Origin of the sequence: Rhizobium sp. AC44/96 (assembly GCF_001692185.1) — a bacterium.
Taxonomy (GTDB): Bacteria; Pseudomonadota; Alphaproteobacteria; order Rhizobiales; family Rhizobiaceae; genus Rhizobium.
On the sequence record NZ_LXKO01000018.1, the window covers coordinates 11,939 to 34,359 of the forward strand.

At 61.8% G+C, this 22,421-nt stretch carries 19 protein-coding genes and 1 riboswitch; of the genes, 14 read left to right on the forward strand and 5 right to left on the reverse strand.

Annotation, left to right across the window (positions count from 1 at the left end; genetic code table 11):
- Complete coding sequence (locus tag A6U87_RS16770; protein ID WP_065692433.1) at positions 1-324, reverse strand: helix-turn-helix transcriptional regulator; 324 nt, start codon at positions 322-324, stop codon at positions 1-3.
- 56 nt (positions 325-380) lie between these two features.
- On the opposite strand from A6U87_RS16770, the gene A6U87_RS16775 reads away from it, so the two are divergent.
- The 5 genes from A6U87_RS16775 (at position 381) to A6U87_RS16795 (ending at position 8,463) form a co-directional block, all read left to right on the forward strand.
- Entirely contained in the window at positions 381-863 is a 483-nt protein-coding gene (locus A6U87_RS16775; RefSeq protein WP_065692434.1) for an SRPBCC domain-containing protein, read from the forward strand.
- A gap of 143 nt (positions 864-1,006) precedes the next feature.
- Positions 1,007-2,026: a phosphogluconate dehydrogenase (NAD(+)-dependent, decarboxylating) gene (gene gnd / locus A6U87_RS16780; protein ID WP_065692435.1), complete on the forward strand. Its 1,020-nt coding sequence runs from the start codon at positions 1,007-1,009 to the stop codon at positions 2,024-2,026.
- A gap of 112 nt (positions 2,027-2,138) precedes the next feature.
- Complete coding sequence (locus A6U87_RS16785; protein WP_065692436.1) at positions 2,139-4,256, forward strand: mechanosensitive ion channel family protein; 2,118 nt, start codon at positions 2,139-2,141, stop codon at positions 4,254-4,256.
- A gap of 224 nt (positions 4,257-4,480) precedes the next feature.
- Positions 4,481-7,084 (forward strand): bifunctional lysylphosphatidylglycerol flippase/synthetase MprF, encoded by a 2,604-nt coding sequence (gene mprF / locus A6U87_RS16790; protein ID WP_065692437.1) that lies wholly within the window; start codon positions 4,481-4,483, stop codon positions 7,082-7,084.
- On the forward strand, positions 7,081-8,463 hold the full coding sequence (locus tag A6U87_RS16795) for a virulence factor family protein (RefSeq protein WP_065692438.1): 1,383 nt from the start codon (positions 7,081-7,083) through the stop codon (positions 8,461-8,463). Before mprF ends, A6U87_RS16795 begins: the two co-directional genes overlap by 4 nt.
- A 10-nt stretch (positions 8,464-8,473) precedes the next feature.
- On the opposite strand, the gene A6U87_RS16800 is transcribed toward A6U87_RS16795, so the two are convergent.
- The 4 genes from A6U87_RS16800 to ruvC all read right to left on the reverse strand — a co-directional run bounded on the left by A6U87_RS16800 (position 8,474) and on the right by ruvC (position 11,405).
- Entirely contained in the window at positions 8,474-9,037 is a 564-nt protein-coding gene (locus A6U87_RS16800) for a DinB family protein (protein WP_065692439.1), read from the reverse strand.
- A 38-nt stretch (positions 9,038-9,075) separates the two neighbouring features.
- On the reverse strand, positions 9,076-10,116 hold the full coding sequence (ruvB, locus tag A6U87_RS16805; protein WP_065692440.1) for a Holliday junction branch migration DNA helicase RuvB: 1,041 nt from the start codon (positions 10,114-10,116) through the stop codon (positions 9,076-9,078).
- A 79-nt stretch (positions 10,117-10,195) separates the two neighbouring features.
- Positions 10,196-10,813: a Holliday junction branch migration protein RuvA gene (gene ruvA, locus A6U87_RS16810; protein ID WP_065692441.1), complete on the reverse strand. Its 618-nt coding sequence runs from the start codon at positions 10,811-10,813 to the stop codon at positions 10,196-10,198.
- 79 nt (positions 10,814-10,892) lie between these two features.
- On the reverse strand, positions 10,893-11,405 hold the full coding sequence (ruvC, locus tag A6U87_RS16815) for a crossover junction endodeoxyribonuclease RuvC (protein ID WP_065692442.1): 513 nt from the start codon (positions 11,403-11,405) through the stop codon (positions 10,893-10,895).
- 245 nt (positions 11,406-11,650) lie between these two features.
- Here ruvC and A6U87_RS16820 point away from each other — a divergent pair, with 245 nt between their 5' ends.
- From A6U87_RS16820 to A6U87_RS16860, 9 genes are all read left to right on the forward strand, one after another.
- Positions 11,651-13,966 (forward strand): methyl-accepting chemotaxis protein, encoded by a 2,316-nt coding sequence (locus A6U87_RS16820; RefSeq protein WP_065692443.1) that lies wholly within the window; start codon positions 11,651-11,653, stop codon positions 13,964-13,966.
- A gap of 66 nt (positions 13,967-14,032) precedes the next feature.
- Entirely contained in the window at positions 14,033-14,830 is a 798-nt protein-coding gene (locus A6U87_RS16825; RefSeq protein WP_065692444.1) for a GNAT family N-acetyltransferase, read from the forward strand.
- A gap of 154 nt (positions 14,831-14,984) precedes the next feature.
- A riboswitch (Fluoride riboswitch) is annotated at positions 14,985-15,064 on the forward strand.
- Between the two features lie 85 nt (positions 15,065-15,149).
- Positions 15,150-16,487 (forward strand): voltage-gated chloride channel family protein, encoded by a 1,338-nt coding sequence (locus tag A6U87_RS16830; protein WP_065692445.1) that lies wholly within the window; start codon positions 15,150-15,152, stop codon positions 16,485-16,487.
- 142 nt (positions 16,488-16,629) lie between these two features.
- Positions 16,630-17,634 (forward strand): LLM class flavin-dependent oxidoreductase, encoded by a 1,005-nt coding sequence (locus A6U87_RS16835; RefSeq protein WP_065692446.1) that lies wholly within the window; start codon positions 16,630-16,632, stop codon positions 17,632-17,634.
- A 200-nt stretch (positions 17,635-17,834) separates the two neighbouring features.
- Entirely contained in the window at positions 17,835-18,200 is a 366-nt protein-coding gene (locus tag A6U87_RS16840) for a cytochrome c family protein (RefSeq protein WP_244499521.1), read from the forward strand.
- A gap of 147 nt (positions 18,201-18,347) precedes the next feature.
- Positions 18,348-19,157 carry a cytochrome c oxidase subunit II gene (locus A6U87_RS16845; protein WP_065692448.1) on the forward strand — a complete coding sequence of 270 codons (810 nt, stop codon included), beginning with the start codon at positions 18,348-18,350 and terminating at the stop codon, positions 19,155-19,157.
- A gap of 45 nt (positions 19,158-19,202) precedes the next feature.
- Complete coding sequence (gene ctaD, locus A6U87_RS16850) at positions 19,203-20,972, forward strand: cytochrome c oxidase subunit I (RefSeq protein ID WP_065692449.1); 1,770 nt, start codon at positions 19,203-19,205, stop codon at positions 20,970-20,972.
- Positions 20,969-21,679 (forward strand): cytochrome c oxidase subunit 3, encoded by a 711-nt coding sequence (locus tag A6U87_RS16855; RefSeq protein WP_065692450.1) that lies wholly within the window; start codon positions 20,969-20,971, stop codon positions 21,677-21,679. The genes ctaD and A6U87_RS16855 overlap by 4 nt, the downstream gene beginning before the upstream one ends.
- A gap of 10 nt (positions 21,680-21,689) precedes the next feature.
- Positions 21,690-22,415, forward strand: a complete 726-nt coding sequence (locus tag A6U87_RS16860; RefSeq protein ID WP_065692451.1) for a heme-copper oxidase subunit III family protein — start codon at positions 21,690-21,692, stop codon at positions 22,413-22,415.
- The last annotated feature ends 6 nt before the right edge of the window (positions 22,416-22,421 follow it).

Consider the following 22,421-nt stretch of genomic DNA (forward strand, 5'->3'; position numbering starts at 1 on the left):
CTATCCCTCCAGATCTCCCTTCAGTCGATCCAGTATCGACAAGGCATGTCCGGCATAGGCGCTGATCCATCGGTCATAGATGGACTTGATCGGCAGGCTGTTGAGGTGGTTCCAGCGTTCGCGACCCTCCCGCCGGGCCATCACGAGGTCAGCCTCTTCCAAAACTCTCAGATGCTGCATGACGGTGCATCGGTCCATGGCGGGAAAGGCTTCGCAGAGCATTCCTGTCGTCCGCGGGCCTTCCTTCAAGAGGTCGAGAATCTCGCGACGCCGGTGATGGGCGAGGGCCTTGAAGACGGGATCGTTTTCCGATTCGCTTGACATGTTATTTTTTTATAACATGATTGTCTCGGTATCAACGGCAGGACGGAGGAAGGGTCATGTCCCTCGGTATTCGTATTGGCGGCCGCATCGGTCGCCCCGTCGCGGAGGTCTTCGACGCGGTCGTCAATCCAAAGAAGCTTTCGAGCTATTTCACGACGATCGGCGGGGCGAGCGCGCCGCTCGTGCAGGGCACGACAGTGACGTGGTGGAAGGATGCTCCGGTCGAAGTCGTGGAGCTTGTGCCAGAAAGAAAGATCGTGCTGCGCTGGGACGGAGGGACCGGCGAAGACAAGATACGCTACAAGACGCTGGTCGAAATGACGTTCGAACCGCTCGACGATGGCGGCACGATGGTAACGATCTCCGAAAACGGCTGGCGCGACGATGAAGCCGGTCGGCGAGGCACCTATCTCAACTGCGAAGGCTGGACGCAAATGCTCTGCTGCATGAAGGCGTTCGTCGAGTATGGGATCAATCTGCGCGAGGGGTTTTTCCAGAGCGAAATGCGTGGGGAGCAGGCGACTGCGCCGGAATATTGATGCGCCGTACGGGGGCTCTAGTCCCGTTGCTGCCATTGCGTCTTCATCTCATGACTCAAATGTGACGGAGACTTCGCTTGCCTGTGCCGGTGCGAGTGCTAATTTCGGGGAATTATATCGATTAGATTCCCAGGAGAATTACAATGCAGCTTGGCATGGTTGGTTTAGGCCGTATGGGCAATTACATGGTGCAGCGCTTGATGCGCGGCGGCCATGAATGCGTCGTCTACGATGCGAAGCCGGAAAGTGTCGCCGATCTGGTAGGCAGGGGCGCTGTCGGCAGTGCTTCTCTTGAGGAGTTCGTCTCCAAGCTTTCGCGTCCCCGCGCAATCTGGCTGATGCTGCCGGCCGCCATCACCGACAGAGTGATCGCGCAGCTTCTGCCGCTGTTGCACGACGATGACATCATCATCGATGGCGGCAATTCGTACTATCACGACGATATCCGCCGCGGGGCTGAGCTCATCACCAAGGGCATTCACTATGTCGACGTCGGCACCAGCGGTGGCGTTTTCGGTCTGGAGCGCGGTTATTGCCTGATGATCGGCGGCGAGAAGGCCATTGTCGAGTCGCTCTCGCCGATCTTCGCGACGCTCGCGCCGGGTGCCGGCTCGACGCCGCCTTCGGCCAATCGCGCCGCCAACCCTCACAGCACGGCCGAGGAGGGCTACCTGCATTGCGGCCCCCATGGCGCCGGCCACTTCGTCAAGATGGTTCATAACGGCATCGAATACGGGCTGATGGCAGCCTATGCCGAGGGGCTGAACATCCTGAAGCATGCCAATATCGGATCGGCCACGCACGAGGCGGACGCCGAGACCGCGCCACTCGCCCATCCCGAACATTACCGCTACGACTTCAATCTGCAGGATGTCGCGGAAGTGTGGCGTCGCGGCAGCGTGATCACCTCCTGGTTGCTCGATCTGACCTCCGATGCGCTGCATGCCGACCCGCAGCTTGCGCAGTATGCGGGCCGCGTCTCGGATTCCGGAGAGGGGCGCTGGACGATCATGGCCGCTATCGACGAGAGCGTGCCGACACCGGTTCTGAGCGCTGCGCTCTATGGTCGCTTCTCCTCTCGCGATAACGACGAGTTCGCCAACAAGGTGCTCTCGGCGATGCGCGCCGGCTTCGGTGGCCACATAGAGAAGCCCAAGGGCTAAGTTACTCCATTTGAACGACTATCAAGCCCGCGCTGCATCCGCCGCGCGGGCTTTTCTTTCCCGCAGGGCGATATAAGGTGTGGAGGGATAACCAGACCGGAGGGGTCGGCGGATGGGTGTGGTAAATGGTGCGCGCACGTTGCTGAGGCTTGTGCTGCTGATTGTGGGAATGGCAGCAGGGAGCGCTGTGGCACAGACGCCGGCGCCGGCGACAAGTTCCGCTGCGCCTGCCGCTCCGCCACCGGCGGAAGTTCGGCAGATGCTGCAACTTATGGAAACACCACAGGTCAAGCAGTGGATGGCGGCGCAAACGAAGACAGCGCCTGCTGCGACCCCGCAAACGAACGACCAGATGTCGGTTCTGTCGGAGTTCCTGGGCCATGCGCGCGAGCACTTCGACCTCGTGACCGAAGCGGCTATGGGTCTGCCGCATGAAGTCGAGGCAGCCTCGGCAACCGTCGAGCGGGAAGTCGAGCCCGCGGGCTGGGGGCTGACCGCGATCAAGGTTCTGACGCTGCTGTTTGCCGGCGCGATCGTCGAGCTGCTGTTTCGGGTGCTGGTACCGAAGCCCAAGATCAAGCGGGAAGACGGAGAAGTCGTCACCGTCGCGCACCACGCTGCCGCCAACCTGACCTATCGCATTGTGCCGGCGCTCGTCTTCGGTGTGGCCACGCTGGTGCCGCTGGTTCTTTTCAACTGGCCGCCGATCACGCAGTCGATGGCGATCGCCGTCGCCATCGCGCTGATCGTGGCGCGCCTTACAATCTCGCTAGGGCGGTTGCTGGTCGCGCTCCTCACGTTGCCGCGTCCGGACGGCACGCGTGAGGTGTCGAGAGCCACGGCACTGTTCTGGTTCCGGCGCACGGCAATCTTCACGATCTATTTTGCTTTCGGCTGGGTGATCATACAGCTCATGCTGCCGCTCGGATTTTCGCCCGGGTCACGTTACCTTGCTGCATATACGCTTGGCATTGGACTGTTGCTGATCGCCACGGAGGCCGTCTGGTCGCGCCCCGTCGAGGAGGGGCACCGGAGCGTAACCGTTTCCTGGCTGATGACGATCTATTTCGTCTTCCTCTGGCTGCTGTGGGTCGCGGGCTTCGGCCTGCTTCTGTGGATCGGCATCTATCTGGTGCTTCTCCCGCGTGCGCTGCGGGTTGCTACGCTGGCGGTGCGTTCGCTGCACCAGGCCGAGGCCGGGTTCCTTGCGAAGCGCCGGATTGCGGCGGTTCTTCTCGATCGCGGCGTGCGCGCTGTCATCATTGCGTTTGCGGCGATCTGGCTGGGGCGCATCCTGGGATTTGCCGCCGACCGGATGGCAGCGGGCGATACCATGGTTGACCGCATTACCCGCGGCGCCATCGGCGGCATCGTCATATTGCTTGCGGCCGATCTGCTGTGGCATCTGGCACGTGCTTATATCAATGGTCGCCTGGAGGACTCGCCGCTGGACGGCGCCTCCAACGACGAAGAGAAGGCGAGGCGGGCGCGGCTGCAGACCTTGTTGCCGATCTTCCGCAATATTCTCGCCGTCGTCATCGCGGTGATCGCCGTTCTGATGGTGCTTTCCGGCCTCGGCGTGGAAATCGGGCCGCTGATCGCGGGTGCCGGCGTCGTCGGTGTCGCTGTCGGCTTCGGGGCGCAGACGATCGTCAAGGATGTGATCAGCGGCATGTTCTATCTGTGGGACGATGCCTTCCGCATTGGCGAGTATATCGAGAGCGGCAGCCACAAGGGCGTGGTCGAAGCCTTCAGCCTGCGTTCGGTCCGGCTCCGGCATCATCGCGGACCGTTGACGACCGTCCCCTTCGGAGAGCTCGGCGCCGTCAAGAATCTCAACCGCGACTGGACCATCGACAAGATCACGCTGAAGGTGACCTACGACACTGATCTCGTGAAGGCCAAGAAGGTGATCAAGCAGATCGGCCAGCAACTGCTGGAAAATCCGGATTGGGGTCCGAACATCATCGAGACCCTGAAGATGAAGGGTGTCGAGCAGTTTGGTGATTTCGCGATCGAGATCAGGTTGGCGATGATGACCAAGCCGGGCGAGCAGTTCGTCATCCGGCGCAACGCGCTTGCCATGATCCGCAACGCTTTCAAGGAAAACGGCATCGAGTTCGCGGTGCCGACTGTGCAGGTTTCCAGCGAGGGGCGCGAGGCGGAAGGTCATGCCGCTGCGGCGCGTCTCACCGCCGTTCAGGCTGCGGGTGGGGAGCCCGCAACGTGAAATCCTGCCAACTTCGGTAGTATCAAGCGGTAGCGATCGCCAACCTTACGAAAATGCAATGTGTTAGGGCGGCGATTGCGCCAAAATTGCCCCAATTAAATTAGAAGCAAACGTCGAAAGCGGCGCTGGGGTAGCGCGTGCATGTATGGCTTTGCCAACATGCCGATTATGTTGCGTACGCGGAACATGATTCCCGCCTGGATGGAAGATTGCGACGGAACGAGATGTCGGGGCACGGCAATTTAGAAGAAATCGAGGATATCGAAGAATCCGCTCTGCGCGGTTTCTTCAGGCGATATCGCACGCAGCTCGCGGCAGTCGCGACGCTGGCCGTATTCTGTATCGTTGGCTACGCGATCGTCCAGCTGACCAACGAGGTCCGCTACGATGACGTGGTACAGGCGCTTGCCGATACGAAGGTCAGCTCGATCCTGTTGGCGTTGTTCTTCACCGCCCTCAGCTTTCTGGCGCTTGTGTTCTACGATGTGAACGCGATCGAATATGTCGGAAAGAGGCTGCCGTTCCCGCAGGTGGCGCTGACCGCCTTCAGCGCCTATGCGGTGGGCAACACGGCCGGCTTCGGCGCCCTGAGCGGCGGTGCCATCCGCTATCGCGCCTATTCGCGCCTTGGCCTGACGCCGGAAGAGATCGGGCGCGTGATCGCTTTCGTCACCGTTGCCTTCGGGCTCGGGCTGGCCGGCGTGGGCTCCATCGCGCTTCTCGCCATTGCCGACGAGATCGCGCCGCTGGTGAATGTCAGCAGTCTGCTGCTTCGGCTGGTGGGCGGATCGATCGTCGCGGTCCTTGGCGCGCTCGTCATTCTCGGGAGTGGCGGGCGTGTGCTGGAGCTTGGCAAGATGTCGCTCCGCCTGCCGGATTCGGCGACATGGTCACGACAGTTTCTGGTTGCCGCTTTCGATATCGCAGCCTCCGCCACAGTTCTCTACGTGCTGCTGCCGCAGACGGCCATCAGCTGGCCCGTGTTCCTGGCGATCTATGCCATCGCCGTCGGTCTCGGCGTTCTCAGCCATGTTCCCGCCGGTCTTGGCGTGTTCGAGACAGTCATCATCGCTTCGCTCGGCAGCGCGGTGAACATCGACGCCGTGCTTGGTTCGCTCGTCCTTTACCGCCTGATCTATCATGTCTTGCCGCTCGTTATTGCGGTTCTGGCAGTTTCGGCGACCGAGCTGCGGCGTTTCGCCGATCATCCTGTGGCAACCGGCGTGCGGCGGATCGGCATCCGTCTGATGCCGCAGCTGCTGTCGACGCTGGCGCTGCTTCTCGGCGTCATGCTGATCTTTTCGAGTGTGACGCCGACCCCGGATTCGAACCTCGAATTCCTGTCCACGTACCTGCCGCTGCCGATCGTCGAAGGCGCGCACTTCCTGTCGAGCCTGCTCGGGCTGACGCTTGTGGTCGCGGCGCGTGGTCTTGGCCAGCGGCTGGATGGCGCCTGGTGGGTTTCGATCCTTTCTGCGGCAGCTGCTCTCGCGCTTTCGCTTCTGAAGGCCATCGCGCTTGTCGAAGCCTGCTTCCTTGCCTTCCTGATCTTCGGCCTGTTTGCCAGCCGTCGTCTGTTTCGCCGCCATGCATCGCTGCTGAACCAGACGCTCACGGCATCCTGGCTGACGGCGATTGCCGTCGTCTGCGTCGGCTCGATCGTGATCCTGCTCTTCGTCTACCGTGACGTCGAATACAGCAACGAGCTGTGGTGGCAGTTTGAGTTCGCCGGTGAGGCGCCGCGTGGTCTGCGCGCTGTGCTTGGCATCACCATCATTTCCTCGGCAATCGCCATCTTCAGCCTGTTGCGCCCTGCAACAACGCGGCCGGAGCCGGCGTCCGACGAGGCGTTGCAGCGGGCAGTCGATATTGTCGAGAAACAGCGTTACGCCGACGCCAATCTGGTACGCATGGCCGACAAGAGCATCATGTTCTCCGAGAAGGGCGATGCCTTCATCATGTACGGGCGGCAGGGCCGCTCCTGGATCGCATTGTTCGATCCGATCGGCGATCGCAGCGCCATCCCGGAACTTGTGTGGCGCTTCGTGGAGACCGCACGCGCCGCCGGATGCCGCGCCGTGTTCTATCAGATCTCGCCGGCGCTGCTTTCGCACTGCGCCGATGCCGGGCTGCGCGCCTTCAAGCTGGGTGAGCTTGCCGTATCGGATCTGAAGACGTTCGAGATGAAGGGCGGCAAGTGGGCGAACCTGCGCCAGACCGCGAGCCGCGCGCAGCGCGACGGACTGGAATTCGAGGTGATCCCCGCCGAGGGCGTTCCTGCTCTGATGGAGGCGCTTGCGGACGTTTCCAATGCCTGGCTCGAAGATCACAATGCCAAGGAGAAGGGCTTTTCGCTGGGCGCCTTCGAACCGGATTACATCGCGGCCCAGCCGGTTGGCATCCTCAAGCGCGAGGGAAAGATCGTAGCCTTCGCCAATATCCTGATCACCGATGCCAAGGACGAAGGCACCATCGATCTGATGCGTTTTTCGCCGGATGCGCCGAAAGGCTCGATGGACTTTCTTTTCGTCCAAATCATGGAGTATCTGCGCAACGAAGGTTTCGCGCATTTCAACCTCGGCATGGCGCCGCTATCGGGCATGTCGAAGCGTGAAGCGGCACCGGTATGGGATCGCATTGGCAGCACCGTCTTCGAGCACGGCGAACGCTTCTACAACTTCAAGGGCCTGCGGGCTTTCAAATCCAAGTTTCACCCTCAATGGCATCCGCGTTATCTTGCGGTTTCCGGAGGAGGCAATCCGATGATCGCATTGATGGACGCTACGCTCCTGATCGGCGGCGGATTGAAAGGGGTCGTAAGGAAATGATGAAAAGATACCTTCTTGCAGCCGTCTGCGCGCTGTCGCTGGCGATACCTGCTGCCAGAGCGGCAAGCGAAACGACGCAGAGCTTCGAAACCGGTCTTATCCCGTCGCCGCATATCTTCCTGCCTACCGGCGATGTGAAGAGCGCGGTCATGCTGATTTCGGACGCTGCCGGCTGGGGTGACAAGGAAAAGGCCGAAGCCGACAGGCTGGTGGGCCAGGGCGCCGTCGTGATCGGCGTCGACTTCCCCTCCTACATCGACGCCATGCGGAAGTACGACGTCAGCCAGAACGACGGCTGCATCTACCTCGTTTCCGATATCGAGGCGCTGAGCCAGCAGGTTCAACGTGCCGCCGGCAACAGCGCCTATCATTTGCCGATCATCGCCGGGATCGGCGAGGGCGGCGCGCTGGCGCTTGCCATTGCCGCCCAGACCCCTGATGCGACCATCGGCCAGACGCTGGCGGTCGATCCCGTTGCCGGGATTCCGTTGAAGCAGGAGCTCTGCACGCCGGCGAAGAAGCAGACGGTCGGCGACCGGATGATTTATGGCTTGAGCGATATCTCCCTGCCGGATCCGATCATTGCGTCTTTCACCTCGGCTGCGAGCAAGGACGGGCGGGCGCATGTTGAGGATCTCAAGAAGGAGCACTCCAATATCGACATCCGCGATTCCGAGGATGACGCCTGGACCACGCTCAGCGATACGCTCGACGACCTGATCGCCGCATCCGGCAGCGCCGACAACGCGCTCGGTCTTCCACTGACGATCCTCGATGCCAAGCCGGTCTTCGACACCATGGCGATTATCTATTCCGGTGATGGCGGATGGCGCGACATCGACAAGGAGGTCGGTGCCTCGCTGCAGAAGCAGGGCATCCCGGTCGTCGGCATCGATTCCCTTCACTACTTCTGGTCCGAGCGGAAGCCGCAGGAAACGGCCGATGACCTCGGCAGGATCATCGAGTTCTACCGCAAGCAATGGAAGGTCAAGCATGTGCTGCTGGTCGGTTATTCCTTCGGTGCCGACGTTGTGCCTGCCGCCTTTTCGCGCCTGAAGGCGGCGCCGAAGAGCGCCGTCACACAGATGTCCCTGCTGTCTCTTTCGCACGCGGTCGATTACCAGATCTCTGTCATGGGCTGGCTTGGCCAGAAGACGGAAGGCGCCGGCGGCGATCCGGTGGACGACCTGAAGAAGGTCGATCCGAAGATCGTCCAGTGTATCTACGGCACGGAGGACGACGATGAAGTGGCTTGCCCGGATCTGAAGGACAGCGGCGTTCAGGTCATCACGCTTCCCGGCGATCATCACTTCGACGAGAACTACGAGCTTCTCAGCAAGACGATCATCGACGGGCTGAAGTCGCGCTTGCAGGATTGAGGTGGCAGGACTAGCGAATCAGCCTTTCCTCGCTCCATCCGAGGGCGGCGGTTTCGTCGCCCCGGAAACGCGCGTCGTCAGCGACGATGAATTCGTCCAGCTGCGGCGGAGCAACGCTGGTGTCGGCGAGCATGGCGTGGACCTGGCCTCGGTGGTGTGTCTGGTGCTGGAAGAGATGGCTGAGAACATCTTCCATGCGCTCCTGCTGGATGCGCCCGCTGCGATGAAGATTGACGGTCGACAGCATCCTCTCGGGGGTTAGCGCTTCCGCCAGGGCAACGAGCTGTTGGTCGACGGCGGCCTGCGCGCGGGCGAGGTCCGCGATATTGTCGTACGGCTCCTCGACTTCCCAGGCTTTCGGACCGAGCGCGCCGCCTTCGAGGGCGTCGATGTAAAACCAATCGACCGTGAGGATATGGTTGAGTGTCGCCTTGATCGAGGGGAAAAAACTCACGCGGGTTGCCTCGAACTCGCCGGGCTCAAGGCGAGCGCAGGCGGCGTGCAGGCGGTTGTTTGCCAGTGCGTTGTTATAGGCGAGCTTGCGGAGGGAGCGGCAGGGGTCGAAGGTCGGCATCGCTATTGTCTCCGCTGCTCCGTCGCTAACCGCTGGGGTCAATCGTCTTCCTGAAATAGCCGGAACTGTGCCGCTTCCAGGTCCTTGGGCGGCTGCATGCCGAGGTGCTTCCAGGCGGTTGCGGTCAACACGCGGCCGCGCGGCGTACGCTGGATGAAGCCCTGCTGGATCATGTAGGGCTCGATGATGTCCTCGATCGCGTCACGCGGCTCCGACAGGCCTGCGGCGATGGTCTCGATGCCGACCGGTCCGCCGGCGAAATTGACGGCGATCATGTTGAGGTAGCGCTTGTCCAGCTGGTCGAGCCCCATGTTGTCGACAAGCAGGCGGGTCAGGGCTTCGTCCGCGATCTCACGGGTGACAGCTTCCGCCTTTGCCACCTCCGCGAAATCGCGAACACGGCGCAGCAGACGACCGGCAATGCGCGGGGTGCCGCGGGCGCGTCGTGCGATCTCGCGCGCGCCGTCGTCGGTCATCGGCAGGTTCATCAGGCGCGCGCCGCGCCGCACGATCAGTTCCAGTTCCTCGACGGTGTAGAAGCTCAGGCGCACCGGAATGCCGAAGCGATCGCGCAACGGCGTGGTGAGCAGGCCAAGGCGTGTGGTGGCGGCGACCAGGGTGAACTTCGAAAGGTCGATCTTGACCGAACGGGCGGCAGGTCCTTCGCCAATGATCAGGTCAAGCTGGAAGTCTTCCATCGCAGGATAGAGGATTTCCTCGACGGCCGGGCTGAGGCGATGAATTTCATCGATGAAGAGCACGTCGCGCTCTTCGAGATTGGTCAGAAGCGCGGCAAGGTCGCCGGCCTTGGCGATAACCGGGCCCGAGGTCGAGCGAAAGTTGACGCCGAGTTCCTTGGCCATGATCTGGGCCAGCGTCGTCTTGCCGAGGCCCGGCGGGCCGACAAAGAGAACGTGGTCCAGCGCTTCGCCTCGGTTCTTTGCGGCCTCGATGAAGATCTTCAGGTTGGCGCGCGCTTCCGCCTGGCCGGTGAACTCGTCCAGCGACTGCGGGCGCAGCGTCACATCCAGGTCTTCGCCTCGCTTTTCCGAGGATATCAGGCGCGCGGCGTCGCTCATGCTGGCACTTTCCAATCTTCAAACACTGTGGACCAATACACCAAGCCGGCCATTTTGGCACCCTGCGGAGATGCTTCGGTCACCGCGCCAGCTCCTTCAGGCCGAGGCGGATAAGCTTGGCGCTGTCGGCGCCTTCGCCGGCGGTCTTCATCGCCGCGGCCACGGCGTTGGCGGCCTGGTCGCGGGAATAGCCGAGGTTCGTCAACGCCGAGACGGCATCGGCAACCGGTGCGGCGGCAACACCTTCGCCCAGTTCCTGCTTCAGGCCGATATTGGCAGATGCTTCGCCAGCAAAGGCCGGCGCCTTGTTCTTCAGTTCGGTGACGATGCGCACCGCAACCTTCGGGCCGACGCCCTGGGCGCGGGAAACGGCGGTGCGGTCCTGCAGGGCGATGGCGTTTGCAAGCTCGCTCGGCGTCAGCGTCGAAAGGACCGCGAGCGCCACCTTGGCGCCAACGCCCTGAACGCTTTGCAGCAGGTTGAACCATTCACGCTCCAGCGCGGTCATGAAGCCGAAGAGCTTGAGCTGGTCCTCGCGGACGTAGGTTTCAATGAAAAGGATGCAGGCCTCGCCCACAGAGCCGAGGCGCGACAGCGTGCGTGCCGAACAGAAGGCGACGTAGCAGACGCCGTGTACGTCGACGAGGACATAGTCGTCGCCGATTTCGTCGATGGTGCCTTTGAGCTTGCCGATCATGAATTGGGTCCGTCAGGGGTAGGTTTCGGGATTGATAAGGCAAAGAAAAGCGGCGGACGGTCCGCCTCCGTCACGACGATCACCCGGCCAGGGCTGCCTGCCGCATACGGTTGCCTCCGCGATTGTGGGCATGGCAGATCGCGATGGCAAGCGCGTCGGCGGCATCGTCACCCTTGAACTCGACCTTCGGCATCAGGATCTTCAGCATCATGTGGATCTGCCGCTTTTCGCCATGGCCGACGCCGATCACCGATTTCTTGACCGCATTGGGGGCATATTCCGCGACCTGCAGCCCGGCGCGGGCAGGGACCAGCATGGCGATACCGCGCGCCTGCCCGAGTTTCAGGGTGGCAACGGCGTCCTTGTTGACGAAGGTCTGCTCCACGGCGGCTTCATCCGGCTGATAGCTGTGAACGACTTCCGCCAGTCCGTCATGCAACTGGCACAGGCGCGAGGCGAGATCCATGTCGCCGTCCGAGGTAACCGTACCGGAGGCGACGAAGCGCAGCGAGTTGCCGAGCGTTTCGATGACGCCCCAGCCGGTGCGGCGCAGGCCGGGGTCAATGCCGATGATGCGAATCGTATTTTGCATGCTTCACCCTATTGCAGTTGTAAAATAACTGCCATCGATATGTGAACAAAACAAAAACATTGCCTGATTTCGAGTGTTGCCGTTTACGTCAATTTAAACTCCGTGCGCAACTTTTGGTCCATAAAATGTGAGAGGAGCCGGCTTCTCCGGAAGCAAAGGCTCCCCGTTTTCTGTTTTCAGGTCTGCCGATCGGACGTTCGCGCGTCCGGTCGTCATGTGCCGTTCCGGAAGGGGTTCGTCGTTCCATGGCTCAGAGATTCCAGTCCCTGTCGTTCAAGGTCATTGCTACATTTATTCTGCTGACTGCGCTGTCCATCGCGGTCATTAACGGTCTTGCCTATTTCGCCAGCAGCCGCATTTCCGGCGAGCAGGCGTTGAAGGCCAAGGAGAGCGTGCTCATCTTCCGCGGCGACATGCTGCAGGAACAGTTGCAGCAGCTCGAAAACCAGTCGAATTCCATCGCGCGCATCGAGGCGCTGCAGATGTCGATCACCAGCCTGAAGAGCGGCTGGAAGACGATCGAGAAGACCTCGGGCGATGCCCGCGCCGAACTGAAGAAGGTCTTCATTACCAACAATCCGAACCCGGCCGATCAGCGCGAGAAGCTGCTGAAGCCGGATGCGCCGAGCGGTTTCTACTATTCGAACCATGAGACGACGCAAAGCGAGGTTGCCCGCGACCTCGAGAACACGCCGTTCAGCGACCTGCTGATCGCCGATCTCGATGGCAATGTGCTCTACTCCTACAAGAAGGGCGACGAGTTTGCCGAGAATCTGAAGGCGGATGCCTGGAAAGCGACGGGGGCGGGGCTGGCCTTCAGCAAGGCTCTCGAGAACGCGAAGAAGGCGACCGACGATTCCGCGCCGGCGGCGTTCTCCGGACTTCGCGTCGATGCGGCGACCGGCAAGGCCGCGATCTTTTACGCGGTGCCGATCGTCAAGCTCGGGGCGCCGAAGGGGATCTTCCTCTTCAAGGTGCGTGACGACATCTTCACCAACATCCTGGCAAAGGGCATCGTGTCGGGCAGCACCGCGCAGGCGGCAATCGTGTCCGACGATGGCTCCGCCGTTGCGGTCGACGCAAGCGGCAAGCTTGTCACGCTGGATACGGCCCCCTTCACCTTTGTGAAGGATGCGCTGGCCAGCAGTGCCATGACGGTCGACGATTTTAGCCGAGCGGACGGCGCAGCACGCGCCTATGTCAAGGGCATCGATTATCAGGGCGGGCGCTATCTCGTGGTGGAGAGCGTGCGCCTCAGCGAGATCAATGCCGGCTCGATCGAAATCGCCAGCCTGTTGACGATGATCGCGATTGCCGTTCTTATCGTCATGGCCATTGCCACCGGTATCATTACCAAGATGCTGTTTTCGCCGCTGGCGAAGCTTGCCGGTGTCACGCGCGAGGTTGCTGACGGCAATCTCGCTGTCGACATCGGCAGCCAGAACCGTGGCGACGAGATCGGCACCATGGCCAAAGCCCTGGCGCGCTTCAAGCAGTCGCTGATCGAGAGCCGGGAGATGGAGGCTGCAAGCACCGAGACCCGTGCTCGCGCCGAACGGGACCGCCAGCAGCACATGGCGGAGCGCGAAGCGGAAGCGAAAACCCTGCAGGACGTCGTTGAATCGATCGACGAGGGCCTGCATCATCTGGCGAATGGCGATCTTGCCTATCAGATCGACCGCCGTTTCCCGAACGAGCTGGAGGGCCTGCGCGTCAACTTTAACCAGGCGCTCGCCGCACTCAGCGAAACGATGACCGCGATCGGCGGAAACTCGATGGCTGTGCGTGGCGGCTCCGAAGAGATGCGCACCGGCGCCGACGAACTGGCGGGCCGTACAGAGCGGCAGGCGGCATCGATCACCGAGACCGCGAATGCCATCGACGCGATCACCCAATCCGTCCGCGTTCAGATCGAGCGCGCCGAGCAGGCCGAGCGCATCGCACGGGACACGAAGCGTGAGACGACCGGGTCCGGCCAGATCATGCGGGACACGATTGCCGCCATGGAAGCCATTCAGGCATCGTCGCGGCAGATCAATTCGATCATCACCGTGATCGATTCCATCGCCTTCCAGACGAACCTTCTGGCCCTGAACGCCGGCGTCGAAGCCGCCCGTGCCGGCGAGGCAGGTAAGGGGTTTGCGGTCGTCGCCATGGAAGTGCGCGAACTGGCGCAGCGCTCGTCGAGCGCGGCCAAGGAGATCGCCAACCTGCTACAGAAATCCACTCATGAGGTGGAGGCGGGCGTTGCCCTGGTCGAGCGGGCAGGTGAGGCGTTGACCGGGATCGGCAGCCACGTCGAGGCCATCAACGGCCAGATCAGCGAGATCATGGAATCGACCCGCGAGGAGGCCGATACGCTTCGGCAGATCAACGCCGCCGTGGCCGAACTCGATACGATGACGCAGCAGAATGCGGCCATGGTCGAAGAGACCACCGCAGCGATCCACCGGCTTGCCACCGAGGCGGTCGAGATGGACCGGCAGCTTGCAAACTTTACCCTGGCGCCGAGCCACTACCAGCATAGCGCAGAGGTGCATGTGCTGCGTCGCAAGGGCTGATCGAACAACGAAGGAAAAGCCCGTATTTGCGGGCTTTTCCACTCTCCCGCCCCGAAGGTGCCGAGAATGCTGTCGGCGCAAACCGATCCAGATCAGATATTGACGACGCTGCGACGCAGGCCGCTCGCCAATGTCGTGCTGCTGAAGTTTCTCACCTCACGCCCTGAAGGTGTGCGTGTCCATCAGCTTGTGTCGGGCGATCGTGTCGCGACGCTCCTGCTGATCGACCACGCGTTCAGCGAATATGATCTTGCGACTTATCCTGATGCGCATGCGTCGGCGATCATCGCCAGTGATGAACCGGAGATGACGCGCTCGCTGCTGCCGTTTGTGCCGCGTGACCGCGTGCTTGTCTTCAAGCTTTGCTCCGGCGATGACAGGGCGATCGTTGGAGAGGCGTTTCCGATGGAGAGACGGACCTCCTTCATCTCCTACACCTCGACGGATTTTTCTCTGACTGGTGAAACGGCGCGCATCGGAACGGTCACTGCAGAAGCGCCCTTTCATCTTTTTGCTGCACAGGGCCATCGTGCCGCGTGGCTGCAACCGCTCATGGAGCGTGGGGAGGCGTTCACCTCCACAGCGGAGGTCGACGGCGAGTGCCTGTCCGGCTGTTTCGCCTTTAAAATCGATGGCGACATATGGGAAATCGGTGGTGTCTATACGCTTCCCGAGGCGCGTGGTCGCGGTCTGGCTCGCGGTGTCGTTCAAGCGGCACTTGCTGAACTGAAACGCCGGGGACTTGTTGCTCGCTATCAGGTGGAGGACACGAACCTGCCTTCCATCCGATTGGCCGAGGCCCTTGGAATGACGCGGTTTCTCACGTTAACCCACTACATCAGCGCAACGGTTGCGGGCCGGTGATGCGGCGCGACGCTGCTTGTCGTTACAGCCGTCGCTATGCCACCGACGCGGAAGACGGTGTGGCAATTGTCGCCGGGAATGCAGCGGGCGGTCGGGCTGCCCGAAGCCTGTGTTTCCCGACGCTGTTGACAGCCGAAGGCCTGTTCGCCTATCCAATGCACACGGTAATGGATTCTGCCGGACCAATAATGGTCGAACCGCTTCCCCGACGAAGCTGATGACTCCTACTCAACGCGCTGACGCGAAGGAGTAGAGTCGTGCCTGGAACTAAGTCATCCTTGTCTTGTCGTTTTGATACGAGCGCCGGAGGAAACTTCTGATGGGTTTCTCCGAGCTTGTCGGCCTGCGCCTGCGGCAGGTCCGCGCCTTGTTGAAATGGGCCGCCGTCGTCACGCCGATGGCCATTGTGGTCGGTTCGCTCGTTGCGCTGTTTCTCTGGGCGCTTGATGAGGCCACCGCGCTCCGCTTCGATTATCCCTGGCTGATCTATGCCATGCCGGTCGCCGGTTTCGCGATGGTCTTCGTCTATGGCCGTTTCGGCGGTGCTGCTGAGGGTGGAAACAACCTGATCGTCGACCAGATCCACGAACCCGATGGCGGCGTGCCGTTGCGGATGGCGCCGTTCATCCTGGTTTCGACCGTCGTCACTCATCTCGTCGGCGGCTCGGCGGGTCGTGAGGGGACCGCGGTGCAAATGGGAGGGAGCCTCGCGAGTTCCTTCGGGCGGATGTTCAGGCTGAGCCCGGCCGAGACGCGCATCCTGTTGATGGCGGGCATCGCGGCCGGTTTCGGCGCTGTGTTCGGCACGCCGATTGCGGGTGCCGTGTTCGCACTCGAGGTGCTGACGATCGGTCGCATCCAGTATGAGGCCCTGCTGCCCGCGCTGCTGGCGGCGATCGTCGCGGACTGGACCTGCCATGCCTGGGGCATCGAGCACACCCGATATCACATCAGCTTTCTTGAGAGCGCGGCCGTCGGCTTTCACCTGCAGCCGCTGCTGCTTGTCAAGGTAACCATGGCCGCCGTCGCCTTCGGGATCATGGCGCATCTCTTCGCGGAGGTGTCGCATCGGCTTTCGGCTGTGCTGAAGAGCGCGATACCTTATGCGCCGCTGCGTCCGGTGCTGGCCAGCGCGGTGCTGCTGTTGCTCGTTTATCTGCTTGGCACGCGCGAATATCTGGGGCTAGGCGTCTGGTCGCCCAATCCCGGGGATGCGACCATTCCGGGTTTCTTCCAGCCTGGGCATGTCGATTACTGGAGCTGGTTCTGGAAAACGCTGTTTACGGTTGTGACCCTGAGTTCCGGCTTCAAGGGTGGCGAGGTGACGCCGCTGTTCTTTATCGGTGCAGCGCTCGGAAGCGCCCTGGCGGGCGTTCTCGGCGCGCCGGTCGATCTCTTCGCGGCACTCGGTTTCGTCGCGGTTTTCGCGGGCGCCACCAACACGCCGCTCGCTTGCCTCATCATGGGCATGGAATTGTTCGGCACCACCCACGCGGTCTATCTCGCCGTGGCTTGTTTCGTCTCCTATCTCTTCAGCGGGCATTCCAGCATCTACCTAGCGCAGCGGGTCGGTATCCCGAAGACGATGGGGCGTAGCGATCTTCCGGCGGGCGTTGCGGTGCGTCACCTTCGCGAGCATCGGCCGCCGGGCGAGTGATCCTCGAAAAGCCGTTCGCCTTTGCAGGCACGGCATGGCGGCGGTGGCGACCCGCTACCGTCGTTTTTCTTCCGACGCCCTTTGGTCGGCCTGTGCGAGCACCTACATAGGGCATTCAGTCCAATTACCGACAGGCCCTCCCATGGTTCCCTTCTCGATTCTCGATCTCTCCCCTGTTCCGGAAGGCGGTACGATCCGTCAGTCCCTGGATGCTTCGGCGCGGATGGCGCAGAAAGCCGAGGAATTCGGATACAACAGGTTCTGGCTGGCCGAGCATCACGGCATGCCGGGCATTGCCAGTGCGGCGACGGCGGTGGTGATCGGTCACGTCGGCGCGGCGACGAAGCGCATCCGCATCGGTTCCGGCGGCATCATGTTGCCCAACCATTCGCCGCTGGTGATCGCCGAGCAGTTCGGCACGCTGGAAGCACTTTTTCCCGGACGCGTCGATCTAGGTCTCGGGCGTGCGCCGGGAACAGACATGCGGACAGCCCAGGCGTTGCGGCGCAATCTTGACGCCGGAGCACAGAGTTTTCCGAACGATGTCGTCGAGCTGCAGCAGCTGCTCGGCGCGCCCGTCGAAAACCAAGCGATCCTGGCTGTGCCGGGAATGAATTCCAACGTGCCGATATGGCTGCTCGGCTCCAGCCTCTATAGCGCTCAGCTTGCCGCGATGCTGGGGCTTCCCTATGCGTTCGCCTCGCATTTCGCGCCGGATTCGCTGCTCGATGCGCTCGATATCTACCGCGACCGCTTCCAGCCCTCCGCCGTGCTTGAGAAGCCCTATGCCATGGTCGGTGCCATGGGATCGGTCGCCGACACGGACGAGGAGGCGCAGTATCACTTCACCTCCGCGCAACAGCAGTTCGTCAATCTGCGCCGCAATGTCCGCGGGCAATTCCCCCGTCCGATCCGCGACATAGAAAGCTTCTGGTCGCCGATGGAAAAGACGATGGTCGAGCATACGCTCCGCTATGCCGTCGTCGGCTCGCAGAAGACCGCCGAGGCCAAGCTGACGGAATTCCTGCGCGACACGCAGGCCGATGAAGTGATCATCTCGATGCCGATCCACGATATCGAGGCGCGGCTGAAGTCCGTCGAACTCTTTGCCGGGCTGGGCAACTTCCGGCGCGCTGCCGCCGCTTAAGGTCTGCCGCAAATACGACAGTCGGCGGCACCGCTGTTTGGACGAATTGACTTCGTACAGTCGGAGCATAGCTTCTAGTGACAGTGCATGCCAATCGCCTGCCGCTGGCGGGCGAATGGGACAGCAGGCCGGCTCGGGAGGGCCGACCCTGTCTGAGCAACCTTTAGAGGAGGATTGCTATGCGTTGCCTTGTTGCTGTCATGAGCATACCGGTCGTCTGTCTTTTCGCCTTCCAGGCTGTGGCCCAGGAAGGCGATGTTGCAGCAGGGGAGACCGTTTTCAAGAAATGCGCGGTGTGCCATATCGCCGATACCGACAAGAACAAGGTCGGCCCCTCGCTGAACCATCTGTTCGGGCGAACCGCCGGCACGCATCCCGACTTTGCCTATTCACCCGCCATGCAGGCTGCCGGCAAGGGCGGTCTCGTTTGGGACCAGGCGACCTTGCGGGACTATCTTCACGACCCGAAGTTGAAGGTGAAGGGTACGAAGATGACCTTCGTCGGCCTCAAGGACGACAAGGATATTACCAATCTGATCGCCTATCTCGAGCAGTTCTCGAAATAGCGACTGTTCACCAGAGCGAGCGACGTCGATCCGTCGGCGCCGATCGAATAATTGCCGCCAACCCATATTTATGAGATAGTGCTGAAGTAAACGCGCGACGGTTGCGGATTTTTGTCCGCGATCTGGTTTGCGGCTCGGGAGGAGCCCATGGTCGTCGTGTTGGTTCTGGTTCTGATTGCCGTCGGTTCGGTGGCTTTCCACCTCCTGAGCCCTTGGTGGTGGACGCCAATAGCGTCGAACTGGAGCTACATCGACAACACCCTCATCATCACCTTCTGGATCACGGGCTTTGTGTTCGTGGCGGTGATCCTGTTCGTGGCTTATTGTGTCTTTCGCTTCCGTCACAAGCCGGGTCGGACGGCTGCCTACCAGCCAGAAAACAAGCGGCTGGAGTGGTTGCTTGCCGGCGGCACGGCGCTTGGCGTCGCAGCCATGCTGACGCCGGGGCTGGTGGTGTGGAAGCAGTTCGTGACCGTGCCGCCTGACGCCGGCGAGGTCGAGGTCGTCGGCCAGCAGTGGCAGTGGAATTTCAGGCTACCTGGTGTCGATGGAAAGCTCGGGCGTGCCGACAACACGGCCGTCACCGCCGACAATCCGCTCGGCGTCATCGCCAGCGATCCGAGTGGGCTCGACGACATCATCATATCAGGCGGCGATCTGCACCTGCTGCTTGGCAAGTCGGTGCGCGTCCACCTGCGATCGCTCGATGTACTGCACGATTTCTACGTTCCCGAATTCCGCGCCAAGATGGACATGATACCGGGCTCGGTCACCTATTTCTGGTTCACGCCGACGCGGACGGGAACATTCGAGGTGCTGTGCGCCGAGCTTTGCGGCGTCGGGCATCCGCAGATGCGCGGCTCGGTCGTGGTCGACGACGCGGAGGCCTACAAGAACTGGCTCCAGCAGCAGCAAACATACTCACAGCTGATGGCAGCGGTGGCGCCAGCCAACTGACGTCTGCGCGTGGTCATGGCGTGAAGTGAGAAGGAAGGGTATGCGATGGTTGACATTCCCAGCACCGCCGGCGGCCTCGTACCACCTGCAGAAGTTCCGGATGTGGAGCTCTATCATCCGAAGAGCTGGTGGACGCGCTACGTCTTCAGCCAGGATGCCAAGATCATTGCGATACAGTATTCGCTGACGGCCTTTTCGATCGGCTTCGTGGCGCTGGTGCTCTCCTGGCTGATGCGTCTGCAGCTCGGATTCCCAGGCTATTTCTCCTTCATCGATGCGGACCACTATTACCAGTTCATCACCATGCACGGGATGATCATGGTGATCTACCTTCTGACCGCGCTCTTTCTCGGCGGCTTCGGCAACTACCTGATCCCGCTGATGCTCGGCGCCCGCGACATGGTGTTTCCCTATGCCAACATGCTGAGCTACTGGCTCTATCTGCTGGCGGTGCTGGTACTGGTCGCCGGTTTCTTCGCCCCAGGCGGGCCGACCGGGGCCGGCTGGACGCTTTATCCGCCGCAGGCACTGCTGTCCGGTACACCGGGCGGGCGCGACTGGGGCATCATCCTGATGCTGTCGTCGCTGATCATCTTCATCATCGGCTTCACGATGGGCGGGTTGAATTATGTCGTCACCGTGCTGCAGGGGCGCACGCGCGGCATGACGCTGATGCGGATGCCGCTCACCGTCTGGGGGATATTCACCGCGACGGTCATGGCGCTTCTGGCTTTTCCGGCACTCTTCGTCGCCGCCGTCATGATGCTGTTCGACCGGTTGCTCGGCACCAGCTTCTTCATGCCGTCCATCGTCGAGATGGGCGAGCAGCTGAAGTCGCAGGGTGGCAGCCCGATCCTCTTCCAGCATCTGTTCTGGTTTTTCGGCCATCCGGAGGTCTATATCGTGGCGCTGCCGGCCTTCGGCATCGTCTCCGATCTCATCAGCACGCACGCGCGCAAGAACATCTTCGGTTACCGGATGATGGTCTGGGCGATCGTGATCATCGGCGCGCTCAGCTTCGTCGTGTGGGCGCATCACATGTATGTAAGTGGGATGAACCCGAACTTCGGCTTCTTCTTTGCCACCACGACGCTGATCATCGCCATTCCGACGGCGCTCAAGGTCTACAACTGGGTGCTGACGCTGTGGCGCGGCGATATCCATCTGACATTGCCGATGCTGTTTGCTCTCGGCTTCATCGTCACCTTCGTCAATGGCGGGCTGACGGGGCTCTTTCTGGGCAATGTGGTGGTCGATGTGCCGCTTTCCGACACGATGTTCGTTGTCGCGCATTTCCATATGGTGATGGGCGTTGCGCCGATCATGGTGGTGTTCGGAGCGATCTACCATTGGTATCCGAAGATTACCGGGCGGATGCTCGACGAGGTGCTGGGGCGGGTCCACTTCTGGATCACCTTCCTTGGTGCCTACGCCATCTTCTTCCCGATGCACTACATCGGGCTGATCGGCGTCCCCCGCCGCTATTACGAGCTTGGCGATACCGTCTTCATCCCGCCCTCGGTCCATACGCTCAACATGTTCATCACGGTTGCGGCGCTGGTGGTCGGGGCGGCGCAGCTCGTCTTCCTGTTCAACGTCGCCTGGAGCCTGAGGCATGGGCGCGAGGCGGGTGGCAATCCATGGCGGGCGACGACGCTGGAGTGGCAGACGCCGCAGACCCCGCCGGCTCACGGTAACTGGGGCAAGGAACTGCCGATCGTCTATCGCTGGGCCTATGACTACAGCGTGCCGGGTGCGGCCGAAGATTTCGTGCCGCAGAACCAGCCGGACGGCTTGACGAGGGCGCCAGCATGAGCGCGATCCTTGTCTTCATGGCCGGGCTTGCGCTCATCATCGGTCGGTGGATGAGTGGTCAGCGACTGATGTCGAAGCCCTGGCTCGAGGCGGGGCGCGTCGGGGAGGTCGCAGCCCGTCAGGGCTCGCCGATGCCGGTGGCGAAGATCGGTCTCGGCATCTTCCTCGCGGTCGTGGGTGCCTTGTTTTCGCTGCTGGTCAGCGCCTATCTCGTCCGCATGGGTGGCGCGGACTGGTGGTCACCGCCGGTGCCGTGGCTTCTTTGGGTCAACACCGCTGTGCTGGTCGTCAGCTGCGCGGCGATGCAGTGGGCAACGTTCGAGGCCAGACGCGATGGCGAGGAGGCGATACGGATCGCGCTCGATGCGGCTCTTGCCACCGCGGTCCTGTTTCTCATCGGGCAGCTCGTGGCATGGCGCCAGATGGCAGCCGCCGGCTATGTGCTGGCCGACAACCCTGCCAACAGTTTCTTCTACATGCTGACCGGCCTGCATGGCCTGCACATCCTCGGCGGCCTTGCCGTTCTCGGCCGTGTCAGGATCAGGGCGGCAGCGGGCAGCCGCTCTACGCGGGCAGCGCTTTGCCTGAGCACGGAGCTCTGCGCCACCTATTGGCACTTCATGCTGATCGTCTGGCTGGTGCTCCTCGCACTCTTCACCGGCTGGGCGAACAACCTTGTCGATCTCTGCCGTCAACTGGTTAGCTAGGAGGTGGACGATGACGGAACTCACCCGCACGGATACCGACCAGGGGGCTCTCTTGCCCCGCACCGGCCTGCGCGGCATTGCCGCCGATTTCTCGTCGGACCAGCGGGCGTTCAAGAACGTCTCCTGGGGGAAAGCCATGATGTGGATCTTTCTCCTGAGCGACACCTTCATCTTCGGCTGTTTTCTGCTGGCCTACATGACCGCCAGAATGTCGACACCGGTTCCCTGGCCCAATCCGAGTGAAGTCTTTGCGCTCAATATCGGCGGGCAGGAGGTGCCGCTGATCCTGATCGCGATCATGACCTTCATCCTGATCAGCAGCAGCGGCACGATGGCGATGGCGGTCAATTTCGGCTATCGCCACGAGCGCGGCAAGACGGCGGCGCTGATGCTCCTGACCGCAGCGCTCGGCGCGTCCTTCGTCGGCATGCAGGCCTTCGAATGGACGAAGCTGATCACCGAAGGCGTGCGGCCCTGGGCAAATCCATGGGGAGCAGCGCAGTTCGGCTCGTCCTTCTTTATGATCACCGGCTTTCACGGAACCCATGTGACGTTCGGCGTGATCTTCCTGCTGATCACGGCGCGCAAGGTGCTGCGCGGTGATTTCGAGACGGGCAGGCGAGGTTTCTTCACGAGCCGCAAGGGCAGCTACGAGATCGTCGAGATCATGGGCCTCTACTGGCACTTCGTCGATCTCGTCTGGGTCTTCATCTTCGCGTTCTTCTATCTCTGGTGAGGTGGC

Bases quoted from the DNA above. Each gene is read 5' to 3' on its own strand.
- A6U87_RS16820 (WP_065692443.1), top strand. From the start codon at position 11,651: ATGGCTCAGAGATTCCAGTCCCTGTCGTTCAAGGTCATTGCTACATTT.
- A6U87_RS16845 (WP_065692448.1), top strand. From the start codon at position 18,348: ATGGTCGTCGTGTTGGTTCTGGTTCTGATTGCCGTCGGTTCGGTGGCT.
- ctaD (WP_065692449.1), top strand. From the start codon at position 19,203: ATGGTTGACATTCCCAGCACCGCCGGCGGCCTCGTACCACCTGCAGAA.
- A6U87_RS16825 (WP_065692444.1), top strand. From the start codon at position 14,033: ATGCTGTCGGCGCAAACCGATCCAGATCAGATATTGACGACGCTGCGA.
- gnd (WP_065692435.1), top strand. From the start codon at position 1,007: ATGCAGCTTGGCATGGTTGGTTTAGGCCGTATGGGCAATTACATGGTG.
- A6U87_RS16855 (WP_065692450.1), top strand. From the start codon at position 20,969: ATGAGCGCGATCCTTGTCTTCATGGCCGGGCTTGCGCTCATCATCGGT.
- A6U87_RS16800 (WP_065692439.1), bottom strand. From the start codon at position 9,037: ATGCCGACCTTCGACCCCTGCCGCTCCCTCCGCAAGCTCGCCTATAAC.
- ruvC (WP_065692442.1), bottom strand. From the start codon at position 11,405: ATGCAAAATACGATTCGCATCATCGGCATTGACCCCGGCCTGCGCCGC.
- A6U87_RS16775 (WP_065692434.1), top strand. From the start codon at position 381: ATGTCCCTCGGTATTCGTATTGGCGGCCGCATCGGTCGCCCCGTCGCG.
- A6U87_RS16785 (WP_065692436.1), top strand. From the start codon at position 2,139: ATGGGTGTGGTAAATGGTGCGCGCACGTTGCTGAGGCTTGTGCTGCTG.
- A6U87_RS16840 (WP_244499521.1), top strand. From the start codon at position 17,835: ATGAGCATACCGGTCGTCTGTCTTTTCGCCTTCCAGGCTGTGGCCCAG.
- ruvA (WP_065692441.1), bottom strand. From the start codon at position 10,813: ATGATCGGCAAGCTCAAAGGCACCATCGACGAAATCGGCGACGACTAT.
- A6U87_RS16770 (WP_065692433.1), bottom strand. From the start codon at position 324: ATGTCAAGCGAATCGGAAAACGATCCCGTCTTCAAGGCCCTCGCCCAT.
- A6U87_RS16835 (WP_065692446.1), top strand. From the start codon at position 16,630: ATGGTTCCCTTCTCGATTCTCGATCTCTCCCCTGTTCCGGAAGGCGGT.
- A6U87_RS16795 (WP_065692438.1), top strand. From the start codon at position 7,081: ATGATGAAAAGATACCTTCTTGCAGCCGTCTGCGCGCTGTCGCTGGCG.
- A6U87_RS16860 (WP_065692451.1), top strand. From the start codon at position 21,690: ATGACGGAACTCACCCGCACGGATACCGACCAGGGGGCTCTCTTGCCC.
- mprF (WP_065692437.1), top strand. From the start codon at position 4,481: ATGTCGGGGCACGGCAATTTAGAAGAAATCGAGGATATCGAAGAATCC.
- ruvB (WP_065692440.1), bottom strand. From the start codon at position 10,116: ATGAGCGACGCCGCGCGCCTGATATCCTCGGAAAAGCGAGGCGAAGAC.
- A6U87_RS16830 (WP_065692445.1), top strand. From the start codon at position 15,150: ATGGGTTTCTCCGAGCTTGTCGGCCTGCGCCTGCGGCAGGTCCGCGCC.